Genomic DNA, 23,918 nt, shown 5'->3' with positions numbered 1-23,918 from the left:
GAGGAGAGATAAAATGTCAGAACTAACTATTGATACAAGTCCTAAACAAATGCGCAGAAATATATTAGGTCTGGCTTGGCCTGCAATCTTAAGGTTATTTCTGCAGAGTATTGTCGGGGTAGTAGATGTTATTATGATCGGACAGTTAGGTGCAGCTGCTATTGCCTCTGTAGACATTGGTAATAGAATTGTTTTTGTTCTCATCGGTTCTTTAATGTCACTTACTATAGGGGCCACCGCTATGGTTGCCCATTATGTTGGGGCTGGTAATAAAGAAGAAGCAAATCACATTATGTGGCAGTCTTTAATGAGTGGTTTTCTGGCAGCCTTAATATTGGCTTTTCTAGGTTCTCTTTTTTCAGAAGAAATATTAAAACTAATGATGGTCTTAATGGAGGAAGCAGATCAATTTATTATTAATGAAGGAAGTGTTTATTTAAAGATTGTTCTAGCATCTATGATTTTCGGCCTGCCAATGATGGTAATTAACGCAATACTTCAGGGAATAGGTGATATGAAAACACCCCTCTTTATTATGTTTATTACCAATATTATCAATGTCCTGCTTAACTACCTGCTAATCTTTGGTATCGGCTTCTTCCCTGCCTTGGGTGTAACAGGGGCTGCTCTGGGAACAGGAATAGGTAGACTAGTTGGTTTCATTATAGGGCTAATAGTTCTCATCAGAGGTGATATAGATATCAGATTAGATTGGAAACAACTGAGCTGGAAATTTGATTGGGAGACAATCAAAAACATCTTAAAAATCGGTATCCCGGCCGCTATTGAACAATTTGCCAGACAGAGCAGCCAAATTATTTACACAGCACTGGTAGCTGGTTTAGGTACTATGACTATTGCTGCTAATGCAGTAGCAATGAATGTCACTACCCTTTCTTTTATGCCTGGCTTTGGATTTGGAATGGCAGCAACTACCTTAATCGGACAGAGCCTGGGAGCTGAAAAAAAGGACTTAGCTGAGAAATATGGTAAACAATCTGCCTATCTAACTGTAATATTAATGGCTCTGGCTTCAATAGCCATGTTTATCTGGATTCAACCTATTATCCACTTATATACAGATGAACCTGGTGTTATTAAGATGGCTACATCAGCCCTGAGGATATTCCTGTTTTTTCAGCCTCTTTTCGGCCTTTTTATGGTCCTGGCAGGGGCCTTGAGAGGTGCTGGAGATACTAAATGGGTTATGTACTTTACCATTATCGGGAACTGGGGGGTCAGATTAATATTCAGCCTTATCTTTGCCTTTTATTTTAAACTAGGTTTAAATGGTTTCTGGCTGGCTATGGGGGTAGATGTAATTGTCAGGGCTGGATTAATCGTTTGGCGTTTTCTATCTGGTAAATGGAAGGATTTAAAGGTAGTGCAAAATAATGAAAAAATGGTGATAGAGATACTAGACTGAATAGAGACATATAATTTATATAAAGCAATTCTGCCTATAAATCAATAAAAAAGTTTCTATTTTTAGTTGACAGATAAAATATATATGTTATAATATATATCGTCATATCTTAATTGAGCCGAGGTGGCGGAACTGGCAGACGCGCTAGCTTGAGGGGCTAGTGGTCTAATAGACCGTGCGGGTTCAAATCCCGCCCTCGGCACCACTGTTTTTTAAGGGTGTTAAAAAACCCCATTAAGTACTGATATAACAGTAATTTTTGCACAGTATACATCACACAATATTATAGAATATCATCCAATTTTAAGAATTTCGGGGTCAAGATTTGATTAACGTTTTCCATTTAGGGAAGCGTTTTTTATTCTTTATAACAAAAAACACCCCTGTTAAGGGGCATTTATACAAAAACGAATATTGCCATTTAAATATTATTCAAACCAGGATTTAATCTCTTTAGAACCAGGTATCTTCCCTTCACATTTTAATTCTCCATCAACCATTACAGCTGGTGTCATCATCACACCACGATTAACAATTTCATCTAACTCCTGCACTTTTACCACTTCAGCTTCAACATCGGCTTCTTTAATTTCCTTTTCAATGATTTCGGTTGTCTTCTGACACTTTGGACAACCAGTTCCCAGTATCTCGATTTTTTTCATTACAAAACACTCTCCTTTTTTATTATTAGATTCCTGTACATTCTTTTCTTATTTTTTAAGCATAAATCAAAGTTACCTATAGCAATTAAATCTATTAAGGTATTAAGCAATAACTCCATAGATTAACCCTGTTATAGTAGCCATGGCTACTACCAGTGAGACAAAAACCACCGTCTTTTTTGTACCTATTACACTACGTATAACCAGCATATTGGGCAAACTCAAAGCCGGGCCAGCCAGTAATAAAGCCAGTGCTGGTCCTTTACCCATTCCCAGACCTATTAATCCCTGTAAAATAGGAACCTCTGTCAATGTTGCAAAATACATAAAAGCCCCCAATATAGATGCTGTAAAATTGGCCAGTAGAGAATTACCGCCAACAAATCTTGATACCCATTCTGCAGGGATAATTCCAGCATTAGTATCAGGTCTACCCATTAGGAAGCCCGCTACTAAGACACCAGCAAACAAAAGTGGTAATATCTGTTCAGCAAAGCCCCAGGTTGATTCAAGCCATTCACTTAATTCCTCTTTTTTAAACCACTTAATCAGCATTAGGACTAAGAAAACTAACAAAATAATTGTTACAGGCCACTTAAGCTTATAGATTGCAGCCCAGATACCGGTCATATCTGCTGGTCTGGCCCAGTTAGCAAAAACCAGTATTAAGACCATTGATAGGAAGTAAAAAATATTCTGTAATCCACTTCTATTTTCTTCTTCATCAACTGAGTTATTCATCATTGTACCAGCCAGACGTTCCTGATCATCTTTTCTAAAGATTACTGCCATCAGCAAGCCAATTATCAGAGCAAAGATAACAGCCCCCACAGCTCGGGCCAGACCTAGCTGCCAACCCAGAATACGAGCTGTGAGAATAATAGCCAGGACATTGATAGCAGGACCAGAATATAGAAAAGCAATTGCCGGACCTATCCCTGCCCCCCTCTTATAAATACCTGCAAAAAGAGGTAATACTGTACAGGAACAGACTGCCAGTATGGTACCAGAAACAGATGCAACAGAATAGGAAATCCATTTTTTAGCCTGACCACCAAAATATTTAATTACTGATTGTTGTGAGATAAAATTAGCGATAGCTCCAGCAATAAAAAAAGCCGGTACCAGGCATAAAATAACATGTTCTCGGGCATATTCCTGCAGCATGAGAAAAGATTCTAGTATTGCATTTTTAATTGTTGGATTAGAAAATGGAATATAAAATGCTCCCAAGAAAGCAGCCAGATATAAAAGAAACTTTTTGCTTTTAGACATAAAACTAACCCCCAATTTAGTAATTATTTAAACTTATGCACTATAAATTAAATCAGTTAAAAATCCAGAAATATTAAGCTCTCTATTAATTTACCCTTCTATGAAATCAAGTTGTTCTTTCATTTTTTTAAAATCTTCTTCAATAATCCGATCCAGACAGGTGAAAAAATTAGCAACACAGGGTGTCCGTAGATAATAGCAGACATTTAAGCCCTCTTTCCGGAAATCCACAATTCCTGCATTTTTTAAAATACCTAGATGTTTCGAAACAGATGACTGACTAACTCCCAGAATTTCAGTAAGTTCACAGACACACTGTGCTTCTTTTTCCTTCAAGATATCAACTATCTCAAGCCTGGTTTCATGGGCAAGGGCTTTAGCAACTTTGGTTCTTGCTTCATATAATTTCTTTTTGATTGTCATCACCTCTTTCTTAAGGATATTTTATAAGGGGAATATATATCCCTTTATTATTATATTACTATATTGGAATATAGTTGTCAAGGAATATTTTTACTTAAGAATTATCATTCAAGTTTCATACAGCATAAAGCTCTAAATATACCATATCTGGATACAGTACGGTCTTTTGTTAAGTATACTTGTTCACTAAGGGGGATAATCAACCCCCTTATTTAAAATTAATACCATAAATAAGGGGGTTGGTTAGAAAAAACTAAGCATTACATTGATAATAAATTAGGTAAAAATAATACTATTTGAGGAACAAAGGTAAATAACAATAAAGTAAGTCCTAATACTATAACATAAGGTGCAGAGGCTTTAACAATTTTCTCGAATGGAACTTTAGAAACCGATGAAAGTACATATAAAACCATTCCTAAAGGAGGAGTTAATAAGCCAATCATCAGATTTAAGATCATTATTATTCCAAAATGGGTTAAATCAAATCCAAAAGTTGTTGCCAGTGGTACAAGTATTGGTGTCAAAATTGTAATTGCAGCAATTGTTTCCATAAATGTCCCTACAATTAATAATAATAAATTAATTAATAATATAGCTGCAATTTGACTTGATATATTTGTTAGAAAAAAGTTTGTAATCAACTGTGGAACCTGTTCAATTGTCAAAATCCAGCCAAAAATAGAAGCACCTGCCACAATTAACATTACACTAACAGTATGGCTGGCTGTTTCTTTTAACAGTTCAGGGATTCTTTCTATGGTAACATTGTTATAACAAAAACCAAGTACTAATGAATATGCCACAGCAATAATAGCCGCTTCTGTAGGAGTAAAGATACCTCCTAATAGACCACCAATTATAATAACTGGTGTTAATAATGCCCAAAATGATTCTTTGAATGAGGCAAACATTTCTTTTAATGGAGCCCGGTTGTGAATAGGATAATCTTCATTCTTACTTTTAAAATAAACAAACACTGCCATAATTAAACCCATGATAATCCCGGGTACTATACCAGCAATAAATAATTTGCCGACAGAAGCCCCTGCTAGAACTGCATATAAAACTGCGGGTACACTTGGAGGAATAATCGGACCAATTATAGAAGAAGCACCTGTAATGGCTAAACTAAAATCTTCATCATAACCTGCGTCTTTCATAGCCTTTAATTCAATAGCTCCCAAACCTCCTGCATCTGCTATTGCAGTACCAGACATACCGGAAAATATAATACTGGCCAAAATATTTGCATGACCAAGTCCACCAGTAATATGACCAACTAATTTATCAGCAAAATTGAAAATCTTTTCAGTTATACCACCCGTATTCATTATTACTCCAGCTAAAATAAAAAATGGTACAGAAATTAAAGTAAAAGAATCACCAATACTCATTGTCATTCTTTGAATTGCTATAAATAATGAGATATCATGCTGTATCAAATAAGCAACTGAGCTAATTATAAGTGCAAATGATACAGGAACTCCTAACATTAATAATGAAACTAAGATTATTAATAACAAAGTCATTATTTATTACCTCCTAAATAATAGAAATTACTGAGTTGTTTTACGAAATAATCCAATGGTATCAATTAACAATCGGATTGTCATTAGAACAAATCCAACTGGAACTGCTAAAAAAACCAATCCCATTGGTAAGCCAATAGCAGATGAAGCAACAGAAAACTGGTCAGCAGCCAGTCTTATACTGTCAGGGATTAAGTATAGAAAAAATAAAATACAAACTATATTTGTACTAGCACTTATTACTGTTCTTAATTTCTTGGAGAAAAAATTGAAAATAACTGTTAATTTAATGTGTGAAGAATCTCTAACACCAAAACTGGCACCAATAAAAGCTACCCAAACAAATAAATATCTGGCTAATTCCTCACTCCAAATAAGTGGATGATTAAAAAAATATCTTAATATAATTTGAAAAAGTAAAATTACAAACATCATTCCTAAAAACACTAAAACTATAAAGTTCTCGAATTTCTCCAGTAATTTCATAATATCTCACCTCATAATTCTATTTGAAAATTATTAATGTTTTAAAAGCACTTAGCCCTTTATCCATGACTAAATTAATATTTTTTACAATATTTTGATCAAATTCCAATTTATCAGTTATAAATTTTTCTGGTTTAACTAATCCTTTACCAATACATCCAATTACATATTCAAAGTCAGTTTTTTGGGCTGCTCTACTGCCAAAAAGTCGAGTCTGCCTTTTATGAAATTCAATATCATCAATAACTAAATCACCATTATAGATACCAACATAAACTACTTTTCCACCATAACTTAAATATTTAAAACATGATTCCATTGACTTGTTACTTCCGGTAGTATCTATAATCGTATCAGGCATATTACCGTCAGTAAGTTCAGCAAGCTGTTTTCTATAATCTACAGCTAAGGGGTTTAATATATTTTTATAATCAAATCTCTTACTAACGAAATCTCTTCTTTCTTCACTAAGATCAGCTAGAATAACATTGGCCCCAAATGTTTTTGCAATTTCAGCTGCGCCTAAACCTATTGGTCCCATCCCAACAATCAAAATATTTTCATCTGATTTTGGATTTGCTTTGCGAACCGCATGAGTACTAATAGCAAGTGGTTCAACTAACGCTCCGTTTAAATTATCAATATTTTGTGGCAATTTTACTAAGTTATCTACCGGGATTTTAATAAATTCTGCTAATCCACCCGCTTGATGGACTCCAACTACCTTAAGGTTTTCACATGCTCCATAAATTTCTTTATTACAGGAAATACAGTGTCCACAATTTATGTAGGGTATAATTGCTACCCTGTCACCAATCCTTAATTTTTTTTGTTTAGCATTCATTTCAACAATTTCCCCGGAAATTTCATGTCCTATAATACGAGGATATTCAAATAAACCTTGTTTCCCATGATAAGCATGGATATCAGTACCACATAAAGCAACAGCATTAACTTTTATTAAGACTTCCCCCTGTGATAAGACAGGAATGTTAGTATTTTTTAGTTCTAATTTATAGGGTTTTTTTAGGAACAAAGCTTTCATTAAACTATTAGTCATTACTTTACCTCCTGCAGAAATTCTTTCTTAAATTCAAAACCCCAGCTAGCGGTTTACTTATTTTAGACAAAGCTCGATAAAAATTCATCTTTGATATTTTACTGTTCTTCATATTTGTCCTTTCTCAATTTAATATTTCAAACTATTTTATATTTAGTAAATTATTTAAGAAAATGAAAGGGGGAATTCCCCCCCTTCATTTTACTTATTCTAGCTTAATCAATATACAAATTTATTTTGCATTCTGTAGTTTTTCGTAAATCCCTTGACCCCATTGCTCTTCAAACTCTTTTACTATTTCTTTAGAAGATTCTTTAAATGCTTCTAGATCTGGTTCAATAACCTTAATTCCTGCCTCTTTCATTTCTGTAAGTTTTTCTTCTTCATATTTTAAAGTAGTTTCATTTACTATATTCATTACCTCTTCAGCAGTTTCCTGTAAAATCCTTTGATATTCAGCTGGCAAATCATTAAAGGTTGATTCAGCAATAATCATTGGTGTAAAGCAAACAGTATGATTAGTCATAATAATATAATCCTGAACTTCATAAAATTTTTGACTATAGATAGTAGGAATAGGATTTTCCTGACCATCTACTACACCTTGCTGTAAAGCTAAATATACTTCTGAAAAAGCCATTGGAGTAGGCTTAGCTCCCATACCTCTTACTGTAGCTAGTGGCAAAGGCATATCAGGAGCCCGTACTTTCTTTCCGTTTAAATCTGCAGGTGTTTCGACTGGAGAATTCATTGTTAATTTCCTTGCTCCATAATATACACTAACTAAAGCCTTGATACCTGTTTCTTCCTGCATATCTGCTAGAATTTCTTTTCCTAATTCTCCATTTACTACCTTTTGACCGTGTTCATAACCTTCAAAAATAAAGGGTGCATCAAAAACTGACACCGGAGAATATCTTTTTCCTAATTCACCTGGTCCTACATAAGCCATATCAATTGCACCTGAATAAACAGAATCAAGCAGATCTTTTTCACTTCCCAACTGACCAGCAGGGAATACATTAATTATAAATTGACCATCTGTTTTTTCACTAACTCTTTTTGCTAATTCTCTAGCACCAATTGAATAAGGATGGTCTGGTGCATATATATGCCCAAACTTAAAATTAACCTTCTGTGCAGCTGCATTGATAGCAAATGAAAATGTTAATAACAAAAATAAACTTACTGTTAAGATTAAAGATTTCCTTTTCATTAATTATTCACTCCCTTTAATTTTTGGCTTTAAAGTACTTTTAGCTTATATTTTGATCCCTCCCTTTTTAAAAAAAATTTATCTTCTAATAACTATACATAGAATTAGCATAGCTATTAATAACTATAATGTTACGCTAAAACTTAACCTGTACTTTGGCCATATTTCCATTATTATTACGTAATTCTTTAAATGCCTGTAATACATTTTCTTTATCAAAAACATGAGTAATAATTTTATCAATATCCAAGTTATTTTTAAGCACAGTATCAATTAATGGCTTAAAATCATGCAGACTGTTACGTGACCCATAAACATCCAGTTCTTTTTTTAATAGGATTGAATGATTAAATGTTACTTCTGTTTTCCCATTACCTACCAGAATTATTTTTCCACCAAAACAGCTATTTTCAATACACTGTAAAAAAGTACTTGCCAGACCAACTGCTTCAACACAAACATCCATTCCATGTTCATTTGTTAATCTATTTACTTCTACTGATAAATCTACTTTATCAACATTAATAATATTATCTACTCCCATTTCTTGAGCCAATTCTAGTCTGTTTTCTAATTTGTCAGCAATAGTTACCTCAGCCCCCACCAGTTTTGCTGATAACATAGCAAAAATTCCAATTGGACCTGAGCCAATTACTAAAACCTTATCATTTTCTTTTACCTTTCCACGCTTTATAGCATGATATCCGATTGAAAAGGGTTCAATAAGTGCCAGTGTTTTTGCAGAAAGGCCTTTTCCCGCTACAATTCTTTCAATTGGCATAGTTATATATTCCTGAAAAGAGCCATCTCTTTGAACACCCATTGTTTCATTATGTTCACAGCAATTCACTTTACCCTTACCACAGGGATAACATCCTCCACAGTTAAAATATGGATTGGCTGTTACGATCATTCCCTCTTTTAATCCAAGATCATTTTCTTCTATCCCAACTATCTCTGCAGAAAATTCATGGCCTGGAATTCTTGGATAACTGGCAAAAGGCTGGTTACCTGTATAAGTAGAAATATCTGAACCACAAATACCACAATATTTAATTTTTAAAAGCGCTTCCCCGGATTTAAGTTCAGGCTTTTTTTTATCTATTAATTCTATCTTTTCTGGTTTTCCAATTGACACTACTTTCAATCTTCCCACCTCTTTATTCTAAACTTTTAAAACTAAATATTAATTCCCAGTCTTAAGGCAACTTCTCTAGATTGTCTTATATGTTCTTCCATTTCGGAAACAGCTTCATCTATTTCCCCTTCTAATAAAAAATCAATTATGCGCAGGTGCTCATTTATACTATTTTCTATTCTATCTGGCTTTTTAGCAGAAATTACTCTAATCCTGTGATTCTGGATAAATATCTGCTGCATCATATTAATTAAATACTTATTATCAGATGCTTTAACAAGAAAATAATGGAACCTGGCATCTAGCTCCGTATAATATAAATCATCCTTAGGATCGGTAAAATATTCTTTAAATAGTTCTTTATATTTTAATAGCTCATCCTCAATTAAATTTTTATATGAAATTTTCATAATATAGGGTTCCATAAGTAATCTTATCTGAAAAATATTTTCAATATCCTTCATGTTAATATCTGTAACAAAAATACCTCGTTTAGGTAATATGTTAATTAAGTCTTCCTGCTCTAATTTATTTAATGCTTCTCTTATTGGAGTCCGGCTTGCACCGATTTCTTCCTTTAGTTTCTCCTCTTCCAGAAAAGCCCCTGGTGGTATCTCACAATTTATTATTTTATCTTTTATAATATAGTAAGCCTTCTCTTTCAAATTATTATAAGATGGTGTTTCTTCATACATAAAACTCATAATTTGCCTCCTTCCCTTAATTATATATGCAATATATATGTAATATATATCTTGTATACATCTTATACTAAAAAATATGAATTGTCAAGTTTCTTCGACAACTCATGATAAGAATTTTTATTTAGCAACTTTTTTCACTTCGGTAGCAAATAACTTTTTACGGTAAAAAAAGCCATATTATAAATCTTCATCCATATTTTCGATAATTAGAGTAAAGCTGTACTTCCTCTAACTCTTTCTCAGTTATCTGTTCAAATCCATACTTAAATATATCTTCTGCAAAAAACAAGAATGCATACCGGTATGCATTCTTGTTTAAAAGTTCATCTTATAATCAAAACAAATTATTCTGCTGCTGAAACAGCCTCAGTTAGACTTTCTTCCTTAAAAATCTTTTTAAAGCCAGAAACAGCAACCAGAAAACCAAGACCGACAAGTAATATTGCAAATACCAGCTGTAAACCATCACTAACAATTACAAAATTATTAGTGAAAAATAATTTATTTAAAATCTTAAAGATGGTTTGACCTAGGGCCGTAAAAGTAACCGCAAGCATGATAGTCATTGGGGCCCACAGCATAAATCCTTTCCTTTTGGTCTTTTTCAAAAATACTGCTGCAGCAATTAAACCAAGGGCAGAAAGAAGCTGATTTGCTGAACCAAACAAAGGCCAGATGTTTTTATAACCTACTATAGCCAATAAATAGGAGAAAAATAAAGTAAGAGCTGTTGTAAAAAACTTATTTGTCAATATCTTTTGCAGAGTAGAAGTGTTTTCTGGATCTATCCCGTCATCAGTAAATAATTCCTGTAGAGAAAGACGACCGACCCTGGCTACAGAATCCAATGATGTTAAGGCAAAAGCAGAGATGGCCAGTGTAATAATTGTAAAGATAGTAATTCTAGAAAAACCTAATACACCTAGAAATCCAGCAATGGCTTCTGCAAAAATAACAGGTGGAGCAGCATTAGGCAGCTGTCCATTTACTGCCAGAGCCCCTACAGTAATTAAAGCAATCACAGCAAGCAGGGACTCTAAGAGCATAGCTCCAAAAGAAACCGGCAGCATATTCTTTTCATTTTGAATCTGCTTGGAGCTTGTGCCTGATGAAACCAGGGAGTGAAAACCGGAAACTGCCCCACAGGCAATCGTGACAAACAACATTGGAAACATCATTTGCCCCTTGACAGTAAAACCTGAAAATGCCGGGAGATTCATTGCTGGTCTGGCAGCAATTACCCCTATAAAAGCACAGATCATCATCGCCACTAACAAAAAAGAATTCAAATAATCCCTTGGTTGAAGTAAGGCCCATACCGGTGTAACAGAGGCTACAAATATATACGCAAAAACAAAATAAAGCCAGGATGTCTGGGAAACATACATAGGAAAAACCAGTCCTAAAACAATTGCTACAATCAAAACTATAATACCAACAATATTAGTAACTGCAGCAGATGGATTTTTATAACGAATAAACATACCCAGGGCTACTGCTAAGACAATAAATAAAATAGATGTTGTTGCAGTAGAAGCATTTGCTGGATTCAAACTTCCATCTGCTGCAAAACCATTAAAAGTACTGGCAACAATATCTGCAAAGGCTGCTATTACCAGGATCGAAAACAGCCATACAAAAAGAAGAAAAAGCCTCTTGCCAGTCTTACCGATATACAGTTCAATAATATAACCTACACTGCGACCCTTATTTTTAACTGAAGCATACATCGCAGCAAAATCCTGAACCGCACCAAAGAAAACACCACCAATTAAAACCCATAAAAGGACAGGAACCCAGCCAAACATCGCTGCTATTATCGGCCCATTAATCGGGCCGGCACCAGCAATTGATGCAAACTGATGACCAAAGACTACATTGGTCTTGGCCGGCACATAGTCCACACCATCCTCCATCTCATAGGCAGGGGTTTTTGCTTTAGGATCAATACCCCAGGTTTTAGCCAGCCATCTACCGTAAAATAGATAAGCCCCTCCTAACACAATAACTGCCAGAACTATCATTACTAATCCGTTCATTCCCAATACCTCCTAAAATTATTATAATAATAAAACAACTATATTTTAACAGAAGTCAAGAAAATTAATCTGTGATTTATAGTACTATAAAATTAAAATTTCACTAATCCTGCTTATTTTGTTATCCATTAAAAAAACTCCGCCCCTTATTTTAAATAAGAGACGAAGTTTATATTCCGCGTTACCACTCTTGTTGCTGCCAGGCAACCCCTTTAATATATCAAACAAACTTAACAAAGTCTGTTAAATACACTTCTTTTTAACGGTAGAAACCCGGTCACACTTAATCGGCAGCTGCCTTTCAGCCGACTGCTCACAGGTGAGGTAAACCCTGGAATCCATATCATCTTCCAGCAGCGATGACTCTCTGTAATGGATCTGCCAGAACTACATTTCCTGTTCCCAGCATTTTTTCTTATCTTCTGTTACCGACAATTTTACCACTCTCATAGGCACTTGTCAATATAAATTACTAAAATATGTTCAAAATATATGAAACTTCTCTAACCATCTAAATTAATACAAGATCAATAATATTATCCTTATCTAAGCTTTTATTATCTAAGTATAGTGAACTACCCTTGATAGATACTTTACCCTCCAATTCATACAGCCTCCGCTGATCATAATATACCATCTTGACCTTAAACTGATCCCTTATGGCCTCTTTGATTAATATATCCAGCCGTTCCAACTGCTGCTCATCCAGTACCGGTTTGTCAATATCATTTCTATGTTCCCAGATTTTTCTTAAAGCCTTCCTGTGTTCAGTGAGCATCAATCCAGTCCATTTCTTGTTACCACGGTCCTTTAGCATTAATAATCTCTCCTCCCCTAGGACTTATGACCACCAATAGTAGTTCTCATTCTTTCTAAAATACTACCTTCCTTTAGGCTCCTGCCGTAAAAAAGAGCTTGATAACCATATCTATCCTGTAAAAGATCTTTAGTTTTATCGATTTTAAGCCTTTGCAAAGAATCATCAAACAAACTAAACTGCAAATTAATATCAGGAGTCAGATTGCTAACTGATAGATTAAGCCTTCTAACCCCTTGACCTTTATAATTATTGTCAAAAAGCCCCAGTGCAGTCAAGTACAACTCAAAAGAGGAGTTACTATAATTCTTCATAGTTCGCTGAACGTGAAAACCACTACTTGTTTCATTATGACTATAGCCTATTCCCAGATTAACTGTTTTACCGATCAAATTATTCTCACGAAGGCGGCGGGCGGTTTCATCACACAGCTCAAAAATAACTGTCTTTATTTGTTCAGGGTCTGTATAATCTTTAAATAGAGTAATACCCCTACCCAGGGCTTTACGTTTATCATCATAATGACCTTCAAGCCTGGACAAATCTATTCCCCAGGCATGATAATAGAGCTGGTTACCCATAATACCAAACTTTTTCTCAAGATACTCCAGGGGCAAATGGGCCAGCTCACCAACAGTCTGTATACCGATTTTTTTAAAACGGTATGCCAGCCTGCTACCGATCCCCCAACAGTCTTTTAATCTTACCGGCCACAGTTTCTCCGGAACATCTTCATAGCTCCATTCCGCAAGGCCTTTCTTTTTACCCTCAATATCCATAGCTACTTTAGCTAAAAACATATTAGGACCTATACCCATACTGGAAGGCAGGGTAAATTTTTCTGCTAATTTTTCCTTTATCAACATAGCAGCCTGCCGACTATTACCCCACAATCTTTCTGTACCATTTAATTTTAACCATGATTCATCAATTGAATAAATATGAATAGCACTCAGGGGAACAAACTCTCTAAATAAAAGGGTGATTTCAAGTGAACGGTTTAAATAAAGCCCCATGCGGGCATCTACTATTTTTATTTCAGGCACACGGGGTATATCATATAACCTATTACCAGTTTTAATATTATATTTCTCTTTTAGCGCAGAAGATGCTGCCAGGACAACTGCCCCTGCTCTACTCTGGTCTCCTACTACCGCCAGACACACCTTTAAGGGATCCCAATTTCGGTCAACTGCCTCAACACTGGCAAAGAAAGATTTGATATCAACACAGAGTATTTTGTTTTTCGGCAGCCGCTCATAATTAATATCATTATTCATTTTTGAATTATCCTCCTATACGAATATATGTATGCCTTTAATTTAAATATTATCACACATTTGTTCGTCTTCCAAGAGGTATATTTTGTTAGAAAATATAAAAACCACACCCAGCATAATCTAATAACCTAAATGTGGTTTAATAATATATTTAACTTAAAAAAATTATAATAATCCTGTAAATCTCCACCATACTACTTCAAAAAGTAATATTATCAGAACTATTATAGTTAGTGGAAATCCTAATCTAATTACATCTCTATCAGAATACATGCCATTTTCTTTCCCTAATCCTACTAACATATTTAAATGATGAAAAGGAAAAATGTAATGTAAGGCAATTGCTGAATAAACTAATAAAGTTGGAACTAAAGGGCTCATTAAAGAACTATCTATAAAAGATAAAAAAGCTGGAATTGCAATCCCCATTACTGCAATAACGCTTCCCAGAATCATATGTAAAAAAATTGAAATAACACCAATTAGCAGCGCAAGCATAAAATAATTTGTAGGAATATTAGATGGTAAAACTACTGAAGCAATCCAGGAATTCATACCTGTTAATTCCCCAATCTTTCCGATTGATACAGCTGCCGTTAAAAAAATAAGTACATGAACTGGTACATGATTCCAGTCTTTAGCAGTTAACACATCTCCTATTACTGGCATGCTCATCAACATAGCAACCAGTAGTGTAATCCAACCTAATGATATACCATGAATAGAATCAGTCATCCATAAAATTAGAACAAAACTAAGCCAGAAGATTGTTCTTTTTTCCTTTTTGCTTAGAGGCCCTAAGTCAGTCAGTTTTTTTCTTATTTGATTTTTATTAATATTAAATTCTGAACTAGGTTTAAATAGTAGTAAGATAAGAATAAGTGTGAATATACTGGCTAAAATAGCTGGTATTCCTATCTGTAAAAACCAACCCAACCAACTTAAGTCTACCCCAGAAAACTCAACAGCTATAATGTTAATAGTACTATCTCCTGTAAGAAAAATCATGGAAATAGGTACTGAAGAAGCAAATACTGTTAAACCAATTTTGGCAGCATCCTCTTTTGATAAATTAGCATTTTTTATGACAACTGCCATAACCGACATAATTAAAAATGCCCGTGGCCAGGGATGGGGAATTAATAAGCTTAAAATAAAAGTAAGTACAAATATTGAAACTATCACACTTTTATATGAATCAACAAACTTAATAATAAAATTATAAGCAATCCTCTCACCCAGCCCTGATGATTCCACTGCTCCAGCTATTAAATAAGCTCCTATTACCAGATAAATTATGGGGGTTGTCCAGATAATAAAAACATTTTCCTCAGGTGCTATATTAAATAAAACCAAACTTACCAAATAAAGTCCAGATACATAACCTGGATGGGCTACCTTAGTTGCCCAGAAAATGACGGTCATCAAACTAAGAGCTAAACATCTTTGGCCTTCTGTTGAAAGACCTGTCATTTTTAGATTCCAAATAATTACTGCTGTTAACACACCAATTACTAATCCTATTTGTCTTTTATAATCCACAGCAATACCTCCTTGAAAATTATTTTTTCTTCTAGACACTGGACCTGATATACTTATTTACAACAACTATTTCATTTTTATTTTAAGAGGTACACTAAATACACATTAGTAATTTAATAAATATTCTTTATTAACTTCTGACTCATCTCTTTTTTAGCATAATTTTTCACCGCCTCTTAATCTGATTTAACTTATATATTACTAGATGTATGCTTTGTTGTAAAGAATTTATTATTTTGTTCAGAAATAATGTAACTATATCCTTTTTATATAATTTTATAAAGCTACCATTTATATATTGCTTTTTTTACCCATTTACTATAACTTGAAGTATTATCTTTAAAAAAGGAATTGCTTTCTCTGTCTTGAAGTATATAATATGACAATTTACCTAAAATTTTTACATTTATATTTCTATAAAAAAGATATAGCAAATCAATTTTAAAATGAGAGGTAACTGTATATGTCTAAAAGAAAACTAATTTTTATTATTATATTATTATGCACTTTTCTGCTTAATTTCACCTCTATTACCAAAGCAGAAATAATAGATTTAAGTAACTATGACCTGACAGAAAAGAATATTAATTTAAATGGCAAATGGGAATTTTACTGGAAGCAGCTACTAGAACCGACCGATTTCCAAGAAAAAAACCTGGAACCCAGCAGTATTGTTGAGGTTCCTACTGCCTGGAACGGTTATCAACTTCAAGATAAAAAATTACCAGGCATGGGATATGCTACATATCGTCTGCGAATTCATATAAAAAATAACACTGACTTAATTGGTCTAAGAATACCACCCATCTTAACATCATATAAATTATGGATAAATAGTAAACTAATAGCCTCTGCCGGTAAAGTTGGTACCAGCAGAGTTGAAACAGACCCACAATACCTGCCACAACTGGCCTTTTTTAAACCTGAAGAAGAAAATGAAATAATTATACAGGTAGCTAACTTCTATCATCGAAGTGGTGGTATCCTACAGAGTATTATGCTGGGAGAAGAAAAAAATATCCTTGCAGAAAATAACAAAAGACTGGGCTATAATCTCTTTCTCTTTGGTGCTTTATTTATTATGGGAATCTACCATCTGATAATATATTTGTACCGTAAAAAGTCATTATCAGTTTTTTACTTCAGCCTATTCTGTATATTGCTAAGCATTAGAACTGTTTTACTGGGGGAATATTTCTTCATCTACTTATTTCCTGATTTTAATTGGGAATTATTCAATAAACTACACACCTTAAGTTACTATTTAAGTGTTTATATTTTAATTATTTTTTTTAAAGCAGTTTTTTCAAAATACATGAAAAAAACTATAGTGAAAATTTCTGTAATTACTGTAGCAGTGTTTATCTTACTTGTACTCCTAAGCCCTGCCCGGGTCTATACCTATATTAATCCTGGATATCAATTGTTTACAATCATAATAATTATATACATAATACCTGTATTATACCGGGTTGTCCTTGATGAAATAATAAAAATGAAAAACATTTGTTCACTATACATTGTTAGTGGGGCAGTGATTTTATTAATTACTGTACTTAATGATATCCTGTTTTTTAGTATTCTCAGGTATGACCACCACTTTCTTAAATCTTTTATTATAATTGGGAACCTATCCTCACTTGGCTTATTAATTTTTGCCTTAACAAACTCTCTAGCTTTAGCTGTTAGTTTTGCCAATGCCTTTAACGAAAATGAAAAAATGTCAATTGAATTACAGGAACTCAATGAAAACCTGGAATCAATCATTAAAGAACGAACAAGGGAAATTCAGATTTCCAATGATAAAATAAGAGAACAAAAAAGTGAACTAGAAAAAGCCAATCTTGCTTTACAAAAAATATCTAAAATTGATCCCCTTACTAATATATGGAACCGGAGACACTTTGACAAAGTACTACTAAATAAATGGAAACAGGCCTTAAATGAACAGCTACCTGTATCAATCTTTTTTATAGATATAGATGACTTTAAAGCATATAATGATTATTATGGTCATACTGCTGGAGATGAATGTATAAAACAGGTTACTAGACAAATAAAACATTCCCTAACCCCCCCTGATGAATTAGTAGCTCGTTATGGTGGAGAAGAGTTTGTTGTTTTACTGGCTAATACAGACATTGATAAAGCCCGCAAAAAAGCTGAAATAATCCAGGCCAAAATTGAATCCCTAAATATTCCAAATATTAATTCGACAAATAGAGAGATTATTACCATAAGCCTGGGCATTACCAGTGTCATTCCAACTAAGAAGCTGCTTCCTGAAGATTTAATAATGGCAGCTGATAAAGCCATGTATTTAGCTAAAAATAATGGGAAAAATAAGATAAAAATCATTCCCATATAAATAACTTCTTAGAACATAATCCTCTTTACTAAAATATGATTTGCAGAATAATCTTAGTTTAACTGTTAATAATAAATAACATATCAAAGTAAAGGGGAATAAAGATGAATAGCATTTCTATCTTTAACAAAAAAAGAATTAAAAATAAGCAGATTTCTACTGCTGAAGCCCATAATATCTGGAACCTAATTAACTTAAATAACCTAAATATCAACACAGGTAATATTTTTAAGAATTTCATCCACGACCCTGAGTTCCTGGTTCTAGAAAATAATACAATAGAAGAATACAAAAAAATAAATAAAACCCTAAAAAACTTTGCCATAAAATATAAAATATCATTACCCTCAATGCCTCAAGAAGACATTCAGTTCACAACTAATATTGATGTAATAACTGATGAAGTGATTTTTAAAAATATGCTTAAAAATATTGTCTATTTTACCCACGAGTTAGTGGCCGCAATCAAAAGTTCCACAACTACCGACGACCTTAGAAAATCCCTGATAGATTTTGTTAAAAATAATTTGAATAGATATCAAACAATGTATAAATATGGCAAGTTAAAGGGATGGGTTGAAATACCACCATCATACAAGACTAAACCAGCTAAAAACGAATCCCTCTCTGTAGCAGAAGCAACACATATCTGGGACCATCTTATCCTCCGCTATGATCAATTATGTCTTACAAACTTACACCTGGAATTTACCCATGACCCTGATTTTAGAGGAGTCTTGCAAATAGGCAAAAAAGTACTCAGTCAGCAAATAAGCAAACTGGAAGAATTGGGTTTGAAATTTGAAGTACCACTACCCAAAAAACCACCCTTGATTCAAGAAACCCCAATAGATCCAGAGCTAATTAGAGATGAGTTTACCTATCGAAATCTATTAAGCCGTATTCAAAGCGCTACAGATCTACATGTCAGGTCTATTATTGACTCAACTAGAAATGATGATTTACGTAAAGTATTTTTAAAATTCCTGGAAGAAGAATTAGATATTTATAATAATTTTGTTAAATACGGTAAGATGAAGACCTGGTCACATATTGTTCCTATGTATAAAGAAGAATAATTTTCTTCAAGTTTCAATTATAAACCCAGTCAATCCCTATACGTTCTGCCAGTTCTTTATCAATAGAACAAAGGTCATCCCTATTTAATTCCTTAAAATCCTCTTTCCCCATGGCCTTGACAGCCAGTTTCATTTCTGCAATAGATGACTTGAGGAAATTAACCAGGTAATTGCTTGCTTTATCTACATCCAGTTCATCTTTTAATCTACCACTATGTAATAATAGACTGGTAGGTGGTTCCCAGGGGGTTGCCTTTAATCCCTCAGTATGTGCTAAGGCCAGTAGTGCTGCAGTACCTGTATAAACTGCGTCAGCACCCAGGGCCAGGGCCTTCAAAAAATGACCTGGTGTTATTAACCCACCCCCGGCTATAATACTAACCTTATCTTTAACTCCTTTCTCCTCCAGAAACTCAACAGTTCTTACTAGGGCAGGTAAAGTTGGCAAACCCATATCATCCTGTAAGATAGTCGGCCCCCCATGGGTACCTGCTGTGACACCATCAATGGCAATAAAATCAATACCAGCCTGAACAGCTATCTCCAGTTCTTCTTCCAGGTAATGGGTAGCTGCTATTTTCAGACCTATGGGAACAGTTAATTTGGCATGCAGGTCATTAACTAAATTAATAAAATCATTACTACTATTAACATTAGGTAGACGGGAATGAATAACAGCATCTTCACCTTTATCAAGTTTGAAAATAGTCCTCATCTCAGAATCAATCTGACTGGCAGGTGTCCTCATCGGTGCACCTGCCTGAGCACCCTGCCCCAGTTGAATTTCTATCATGTCAGCCTTACTTAAATCATCAATCTCTTCTGCCCAGCCGCCCCGGTTATACTGAAGAATAAACTTATCTGCTGCTTCCCTTTCTTCCATTATTAAGGGTGCTTCACCTGAATTAGTGGCAGTTTTAGCTATTTTAGAGGCCTTGGCTAAAGCAATCTTGCATTTTTTACTTAATGCACCACCATATGACATACCAGCAATTATTATCGGGATTTCAATCTCCAATGGATCTTCAACAGCAGGCCCAATAACCGTTTTAGTAATAATCTTCGTATTCGTTGGAGTAGGTAACCTCTTTAAATGAACAGGGTTAAACAATAATTTGTCCCAGTCAGAAAACTTATATGGACTGCCAAAAGGACGTGAAATTGGGGTTCGCCTTTCAGCCCTCATAGTCGTTTCCACCACCAACTGTGGTGTTACCTTTTTAGTAGTCGAATACATCTCCCAGAGATTTTCTGTATAATTATCCCTTAATAGTTTTTCTCCTAAATCATCACTTATCTGATCTACAAATGGTTTTATAAAATGCTCCATTATAAAGTGATAAATAATATCTCCCCCATTCATTTTATTTCCTATTTCATAATTTATTATAATATTAATTATCCCTTTATCTTAACTGTATTATAACAACATTCTCCAGTAGGATAGGCCTCTTTATAACTACCTTCCAGCGGATTACCTCCGTCATCTGTGCACCAGGACTGATTTTGAAAAGCCAGGAAATATCCAAACCATTTATCTTCTTCAGTAAAATGTAGAAAAAAACAACCATCATGATATATGCGGTTTTCATCACTATAAAACTCAATATTCCCCTGGTTCATATGAATATTATGAATTCCTTTATCATCATTATTATAATGAATCCCAAAAACATAAATATTAATCCCATCGTTATTTAAGGCTTTTTTCATGTCTTTTTCAATTAGTCCCCTTAGGTCATATTTCCCTGATATATCATAGGGTATTACTTTCATCTTATGTGGATCAAATAAACCACTACGTATATAATCAACGGCAATTTTAGGATTTATATTATTAGCATAATCAATTTCATGAAATCCATACTCCATATTCTGCAGAATACCGGTTATTTCTGCCTGGCAGACCTCTCCCATATAATATAATAACTGTGGTGTTTTATCGTTAATAGACTGACAGTTTATAAGCACCTTGTATATTTCATCATCCCTGATCCATATGTTTATCTTATAATGTGGTGTTTTATCCCTGGCTGGGTCTGCCTTTATTTCTTCTACTCTTCCGATTAAAACCCCATATTTAGAATTGGACATACTTTACCCCCCAATATTAATCATTCATTATTTTATTATTCCTAAAAAAGCCTCAAAATACAGGTAAAACTTTTACCAATTTAATAAGTATTCTATCTCTGAAATTTATTAACATGACAGGAGAACCGTCCCGGTGTCACAATTTTTTCAAACACTGCCCTAGCAATTGTTACATATACTAATAATATCTTATTTATAAGGTGGTGATTATGCTGTGGCTGTCGAACCGAAGATTTTCAATTTTGATGATGTTAAGGGGATCTCGGAAAACCAATTAAACCAACACTATCAACTTTACCTGGGATATATTAATTCACTGGAAAATATTATGACTACTCTTTCAACTGAAGAGCAGACCAATTACGAATATAGAGGTCTAAAAGAAGGAGAAACTTATTCCCTTGATGGAATTGTCCTCCATGAATTATATTTTGCAAATCTCGGTCAAACAAATGTTAACCCGGCCAGAGAATTAATCTGGCTAATCAACAGGGATTTTGGAAACTACCGTAACTGGTTAAATGACTTTATGCGTACTGCTAGAGTAGCCAGAGGCTGGGCTGTTCTCGCCTATGATTATCGAGATGAATCACTTCATAATATAATGCAGAACGCCCATAATGTGGGGGTAGTATGGCATGCCTGGCCATTACTGGTTCTAGATGTCTATGAACATGCCTATATGATCGATTTTGGAATTAATAAAGAGAGATACCTGGGGGTATTTAAACAAAACATTGACTGGTCAATTGTCAACAAAAGATTTTACAGCTTATCCCCTATAAATTTGTAAGATGTGACAGACGAACCGTCCCCTTGTCATTAACCTAATTTATCACCCTTTTTTACAGGCTGTTCAGGTTGAATTAGGACTACACCTTGTTCAGCATAAACTCCTAACACCAGTACCTCTGACATAAAATCAGCAATCTGTCTGGGAGGAAAATTTACCACTCCTAAAACCTGTCTTCCTATCAGCTCATCTAGCTGATAACACTCAGTAATCTGAGCACTGGATTTTTTAATGCCAATTTGCTTACCAAAATCAATCCATAGTTTATAGGCAGGTTTATTTGCTTTTACAAAAGGCTCTGCCTTGATGATTTCTCCAACCCTGATATCCAATTTATTAAAATCTTTAAAATCTGCCATCTATACCCCCTCCTTTAACTTAGTTCTAATTCCAGTGTAACCGGACAATGGTCTGAACCCATAACATCAGTCATTATTTCAGCATCTTTAATCTTTTCTGCCAGTCCCTCTGAAACAAAGTGATAATCTATTCTCCAGCCAGCATTTCTCTCCCTGGCCCTGGTCCGGTAGCTCCACCAGGAATACTCTACCTTATCAGGGTAAAAATAACGGTAGGTATCAAGATAACCATATTTCAGAAGTTTATCAAACCACTCCCTTTCAATGGGTAAGAACCCAGAGGTATCTTCATTGGCTCTGGGGTTCTTTAAATCTATCTCATGATGAGCAGTATTATAATCACCAAAGATAATTAACTCCTGACCCTTTTTCCTCAGACCTTCACAAAAGTCCAAGATATCATCATAAAAGTCTAGTTTATATTTTAGCCTTGTCTTATTTCTTTTACCATTCGGGAAATAGACATTTAAAAGTGTAAATTCAGGGTATTCTGCCATTAAAACCCGGCCTTCCTTATCAAAACGTTCTATCCCAAGACCATGTCTGACTGAGATAGGTTCTTTTTTTGTATAAAGGGCCACACCACTATAACCCTTTCTTTCCGCAAAAGAAAAATAGGATTTATATCCCTCAATATCTCTTAAATCATCACTTATCTGTTCATCCTGAATTTTGGTTTCCTGAAGCCCGATAATATCTGGCTGTTCCTCTACCATCCAATCCAGAAAGCCCTTCCTTTTAATAGCCCTGATTCCATTTACATTCCACGAATAAATCTTCATCTTATTACCTCCACTACTATATTTAATAAGAATAATTATTATTAAATATAGTTTACTTCATTTTAGCTATAATATCAAGGGGGTATTTATATAATTATCTTTTTACTGGGCCTCTTTTAATGTTTTAGCCATCTTTTTAACAAGCTGACCAATACAGGCTTTTAAACGTGCCCCTTTAGTAATAATAGTTTCAAATTCCCTGTTTTGAATAGCAATTTTTAGATCAGCTATCTTTTCATACTCACTGTAAAAATGATTTTTTACAGTACCCATATGTAAAATATGATGGGTATCACTCCCTGCTATCAAGGGTATATCTATTTTATTAGACAATCTTGTTACCTTATCTCTATTTTTCAGGTCTTTTCCATTAAGACCTAGACCATCTAATCTTTTTAATAAATCAGTATCCATATCCATTAAATAATGACTTTTTTTGGCTGGATGTGCCCCAATTTTAATCATCTTACGTTTGTCAGCTTCATCTAACAAATATTTTAAAGCAGGATAATCAGCTTCACTAATGTTTTTGGAAAACAAACCCCTTATATCCAGAACATCTTCTTTCCTCCCGATAATTAATATATGTCCACTTTCTCTAATATCAACTTCCATCCCGCAAAAAACCTTAAAACTACCTAGATCATAGTAATCATGTTTATATTCATAAGCCTTATCCAAGGTATTATAGATATTAAAAAAATTTATAGTATGAAAATGTTCAGTTAGGACTATTGCATCTAAACCTTTTTTTCTGGCAACTGTTATTACCTTATTAAAACTATTTAATTCAAACTCAAACTTTTTGGATAACTTTGTATGACAATGAAAATCAATATACAT

General features: G+C 34.1%; 22 protein-coding genes, 1 tRNA gene and 1 other annotated feature. Of the genes, 5 read left to right on the top strand and 18 right to left on the bottom strand.

The genetic code is table 11. The features are described from left to right. Positions 1 to 13 precede the first annotated feature (13 nt). A complete protein-coding gene (locus GM661_RS05085; protein ID WP_230869030.1) occupies positions 14 to 1,426 on the top strand; it encodes an MATE family efflux transporter in 1,413 nt (470 codons plus the stop codon). A 117-nt stretch (positions 1,427 to 1,543) separates the two neighbouring features. Continuing rightward, positions 1,544 to 1,631: transfer RNA gene (locus GM661_RS05080), tRNA-Leu, on the top strand. Between the two features lie 223 nt (positions 1,632 to 1,854). Here GM661_RS05080 and GM661_RS05075 read toward each other — a convergent pair. From GM661_RS05075 to GM661_RS05015, 13 genes are all read right to left on the bottom strand, one after another. Further along, complete coding sequence (locus GM661_RS05075) at positions 1,855 to 2,088, bottom strand: thioredoxin family protein (protein WP_230869029.1); 234 nt, start codon at positions 2,086 to 2,088, stop codon at positions 1,855 to 1,857. A gap of 102 nt (positions 2,089 to 2,190) precedes the next feature. Next, the gene (locus tag GM661_RS05070; RefSeq protein ID WP_230869028.1) at positions 2,191 to 3,363 is read right to left on the bottom strand and encodes a permease; all 1,173 of its coding nucleotides are present in this window, start codon (positions 3,361 to 3,363) and stop codon (positions 2,191 to 2,193) included. A gap of 90 nt (positions 3,364 to 3,453) precedes the next feature. Continuing rightward, positions 3,454 to 3,786, bottom strand: coding sequence for an ArsR/SmtB family transcription factor (locus GM661_RS05065; protein WP_125991999.1), 333 nt, complete (start codon positions 3,784 to 3,786; stop codon positions 3,454 to 3,456). Between the two features lie 260 nt (positions 3,787 to 4,046). After that, positions 4,047 to 5,318, bottom strand: a complete 1,272-nt coding sequence (locus tag GM661_RS05060) for a TRAP transporter large permease (protein WP_230869027.1) — start codon at positions 5,316 to 5,318, stop codon at positions 4,047 to 4,049. Positions 5,319 to 5,345: 27 nt separating this feature from the next. Next, positions 5,346 to 5,804, bottom strand: coding sequence for a TRAP transporter small permease (locus GM661_RS05055; RefSeq protein ID WP_230869026.1), 459 nt, complete (start codon positions 5,802 to 5,804; stop codon positions 5,346 to 5,348). A gap of 19 nt (positions 5,805 to 5,823) precedes the next feature. After that, positions 5,824 to 6,864 carry a zinc-binding alcohol dehydrogenase family protein gene (locus GM661_RS05050; RefSeq protein ID WP_230869025.1) on the bottom strand — a complete coding sequence of 347 codons (1,041 nt, stop codon included), beginning with the start codon at positions 6,862 to 6,864 and terminating at the stop codon, positions 5,824 to 5,826. Positions 6,865 to 7,096: 232 nt separating this feature from the next. Further along, positions 7,097 to 8,080 carry a sialic acid TRAP transporter substrate-binding protein SiaP gene (locus GM661_RS05045; protein ID WP_230869024.1) on the bottom strand — a complete coding sequence of 328 codons (984 nt, stop codon included), beginning with the start codon at positions 8,078 to 8,080 and terminating at the stop codon, positions 7,097 to 7,099. A gap of 136 nt (positions 8,081 to 8,216) precedes the next feature. Next, positions 8,217 to 9,218, bottom strand: coding sequence for a zinc-binding alcohol dehydrogenase family protein (locus GM661_RS05040; RefSeq protein ID WP_230869764.1), 1,002 nt, complete (start codon positions 9,216 to 9,218; stop codon positions 8,217 to 8,219). A 41-nt stretch (positions 9,219 to 9,259) separates the two neighbouring features. Continuing rightward, positions 9,260 to 9,922 carry a GntR family transcriptional regulator gene (locus GM661_RS05035; RefSeq protein WP_230869023.1) on the bottom strand — a complete coding sequence of 221 codons (663 nt, stop codon included), beginning with the start codon at positions 9,920 to 9,922 and terminating at the stop codon, positions 9,260 to 9,262. Positions 9,923 to 10,266: 344 nt separating this feature from the next. Then, positions 10,267 to 11,961 (bottom strand): carbon starvation CstA family protein, encoded by a 1,695-nt coding sequence (locus tag GM661_RS05030; protein ID WP_230869022.1) that lies wholly within the window; start codon positions 11,959 to 11,961, stop codon positions 10,267 to 10,269. Between the two features lie 155 nt (positions 11,962 to 12,116). After that, positions 12,117 to 12,374 (bottom strand) — a binding site (T-box leader). 98 nt (positions 12,375 to 12,472) lie between these two features. Beyond that, positions 12,473 to 12,778, bottom strand: a complete 306-nt coding sequence (locus tag GM661_RS05025; protein WP_125988770.1) for a YolD-like family protein — start codon at positions 12,776 to 12,778, stop codon at positions 12,473 to 12,475. Positions 12,779 to 12,795: 17 nt separating this feature from the next. Continuing rightward, the gene (locus tag GM661_RS05020; protein WP_230869021.1) at positions 12,796 to 14,058 is read right to left on the bottom strand and encodes a Y-family DNA polymerase; all 1,263 of its coding nucleotides are present in this window, start codon (positions 14,056 to 14,058) and stop codon (positions 12,796 to 12,798) included. A gap of 165 nt (positions 14,059 to 14,223) precedes the next feature. After that, complete coding sequence (locus tag GM661_RS05015) at positions 14,224 to 15,600, bottom strand: SLC13 family permease (protein WP_230869020.1); 1,377 nt, start codon at positions 15,598 to 15,600, stop codon at positions 14,224 to 14,226. A gap of 463 nt (positions 15,601 to 16,063) precedes the next feature. Between GM661_RS05015 and GM661_RS05010 the strand changes: the two genes are divergently transcribed. Both GM661_RS05010 and GM661_RS05005 read left to right on the top strand, forming a co-directional pair. Then, positions 16,064 to 17,968 (top strand): sensor domain-containing diguanylate cyclase, encoded by a 1,905-nt coding sequence (locus GM661_RS05010; protein WP_230869019.1) that lies wholly within the window; start codon positions 16,064 to 16,066, stop codon positions 17,966 to 17,968. 104 nt (positions 17,969 to 18,072) lie between these two features. Continuing rightward, on the top strand, positions 18,073 to 19,047 hold the full coding sequence (locus tag GM661_RS05005) for a DUF3231 family protein (protein ID WP_230869018.1): 975 nt from the start codon (positions 18,073 to 18,075) through the stop codon (positions 19,045 to 19,047). A gap of 13 nt (positions 19,048 to 19,060) precedes the next feature. Here the strand turns inward: GM661_RS05005 and GM661_RS05000 are convergent, their stop codons facing one another. Further along, on the bottom strand, positions 19,061 to 20,410 hold the full coding sequence (locus GM661_RS05000) for an FMN-binding glutamate synthase family protein (protein WP_230869017.1): 1,350 nt from the start codon (positions 20,408 to 20,410) through the stop codon (positions 19,061 to 19,063). Positions 20,411 to 20,445: 35 nt separating this feature from the next. Beyond that, a complete protein-coding gene (locus GM661_RS04995; RefSeq protein ID WP_230869016.1) occupies positions 20,446 to 21,141 on the bottom strand; it encodes a DUF2278 family protein in 696 nt (231 codons plus the stop codon). 214 nt (positions 21,142 to 21,355) lie between these two features. Here GM661_RS04995 and GM661_RS04990 point away from each other — a divergent pair, with 214 nt between their 5' ends. Continuing rightward, positions 21,356 to 21,934, top strand: coding sequence for a superoxide dismutase (locus GM661_RS04990; RefSeq protein WP_230869015.1), 579 nt, complete (start codon positions 21,356 to 21,358; stop codon positions 21,932 to 21,934). 29 nt (positions 21,935 to 21,963) lie between these two features. Here the strand turns inward: GM661_RS04990 and GM661_RS04985 are convergent, their stop codons facing one another. From GM661_RS04985 to GM661_RS04975, 3 genes are all read right to left on the bottom strand, one after another. After that, a complete protein-coding gene (locus GM661_RS04985; RefSeq protein WP_230869014.1) occupies positions 21,964 to 22,293 on the bottom strand; it encodes a tRNA-binding protein in 330 nt (109 codons plus the stop codon). A gap of 14 nt (positions 22,294 to 22,307) precedes the next feature. Then, the gene (locus GM661_RS04980; RefSeq protein WP_230869013.1) at positions 22,308 to 23,075 is read right to left on the bottom strand and encodes an exodeoxyribonuclease III; all 768 of its coding nucleotides are present in this window, start codon (positions 23,073 to 23,075) and stop codon (positions 22,308 to 22,310) included. A 102-nt stretch (positions 23,076 to 23,177) separates the two neighbouring features. After that, on the bottom strand, positions 23,178 to 23,918 hold the full coding sequence (locus tag GM661_RS04975) for a PHP domain-containing protein (RefSeq protein ID WP_125988752.1): 741 nt from the start codon (positions 23,916 to 23,918) through the stop codon (positions 23,178 to 23,180).

Origin of the sequence: Iocasia fonsfrigidae, assembly GCF_017751145.1 — a bacterium.
Taxonomy (GTDB): Bacteria; Bacillota; Halanaerobiia; order Halanaerobiales; family DTU029; genus Iocasia; species Iocasia fonsfrigidae.
Note: the sequence above shows the minus strand (reverse complement) of the source record. Positions and strands in the feature narration are given on the sequence as shown.

Coding starts and splice junctions, on each gene's coding strand:
- GM661_RS05025 (WP_125988770.1), bottom strand. CDS start 12,778: ATGCTAAAGGACCGTGGTAACAAGAAATGGACTGGATTGATGCTCACT.
- GM661_RS04995 (WP_230869016.1), bottom strand. CDS start 21,141: ATGTCCAATTCTAAATATGGGGTTTTAATCGGAAGAGTAGAAGAAATA.
- GM661_RS05000 (WP_230869017.1), bottom strand. CDS start 20,410: ATGAATGGGGGAGATATTATTTATCACTTTATAATGGAGCATTTTATA.
- GM661_RS05055 (WP_230869026.1), bottom strand. CDS start 5,804: ATGAAATTACTGGAGAAATTCGAGAACTTTATAGTTTTAGTGTTTTTA.
- GM661_RS05060 (WP_230869027.1), bottom strand. CDS start 5,318: ATGACTTTGTTATTAATAATCTTAGTTTCATTATTAATGTTAGGAGTT.
- GM661_RS05075 (WP_230869029.1), bottom strand. CDS start 2,088: ATGAAAAAAATCGAGATACTGGGAACTGGTTGTCCAAAGTGTCAGAAG.
- GM661_RS05045 (WP_230869024.1), bottom strand. CDS start 8,080: ATGAAAAGGAAATCTTTAATCTTAACAGTAAGTTTATTTTTGTTATTA.
- GM661_RS05010 (WP_230869019.1), top strand. CDS start 16,064: ATGTCTAAAAGAAAACTAATTTTTATTATTATATTATTATGCACTTTT.
- GM661_RS05070 (WP_230869028.1), bottom strand. CDS start 3,363: ATGTCTAAAAGCAAAAAGTTTCTTTTATATCTGGCTGCTTTCTTGGGA.
- GM661_RS04985 (WP_230869014.1), bottom strand. CDS start 22,293: ATGGCAGATTTTAAAGATTTTAATAAATTGGATATCAGGGTTGGAGAA.
- GM661_RS05085 (WP_230869030.1), top strand. CDS start 14: ATGTCAGAACTAACTATTGATACAAGTCCTAAACAAATGCGCAGAAAT.
- GM661_RS05035 (WP_230869023.1), bottom strand. CDS start 9,922: ATGAGTTTTATGTATGAAGAAACACCATCTTATAATAATTTGAAAGAG.
- GM661_RS04975 (WP_125988752.1), bottom strand. CDS start 23,918: ATGTATATTGATTTTCATTGTCATACAAAGTTATCCAAAAAGTTTGAG.
- GM661_RS05065 (WP_125991999.1), bottom strand. CDS start 3,786: ATGACAATCAAAAAGAAATTATATGAAGCAAGAACCAAAGTTGCTAAA.
- GM661_RS05020 (WP_230869021.1), bottom strand. CDS start 14,058: ATGAATAATGATATTAATTATGAGCGGCTGCCGAAAAACAAAATACTC.
- GM661_RS04980 (WP_230869013.1), bottom strand. CDS start 23,075: ATGAAGATTTATTCGTGGAATGTAAATGGAATCAGGGCTATTAAAAGG.
- GM661_RS05050 (WP_230869025.1), bottom strand. CDS start 6,864: ATGACTAATAGTTTAATGAAAGCTTTGTTCCTAAAAAAACCCTATAAA.
- GM661_RS05030 (WP_230869022.1), bottom strand. CDS start 11,961: ATGAACGGATTAGTAATGATAGTTCTGGCAGTTATTGTGTTAGGAGGG.
- GM661_RS05005 (WP_230869018.1), top strand. CDS start 18,073: ATGAATAGCATTTCTATCTTTAACAAAAAAAGAATTAAAAATAAGCAG.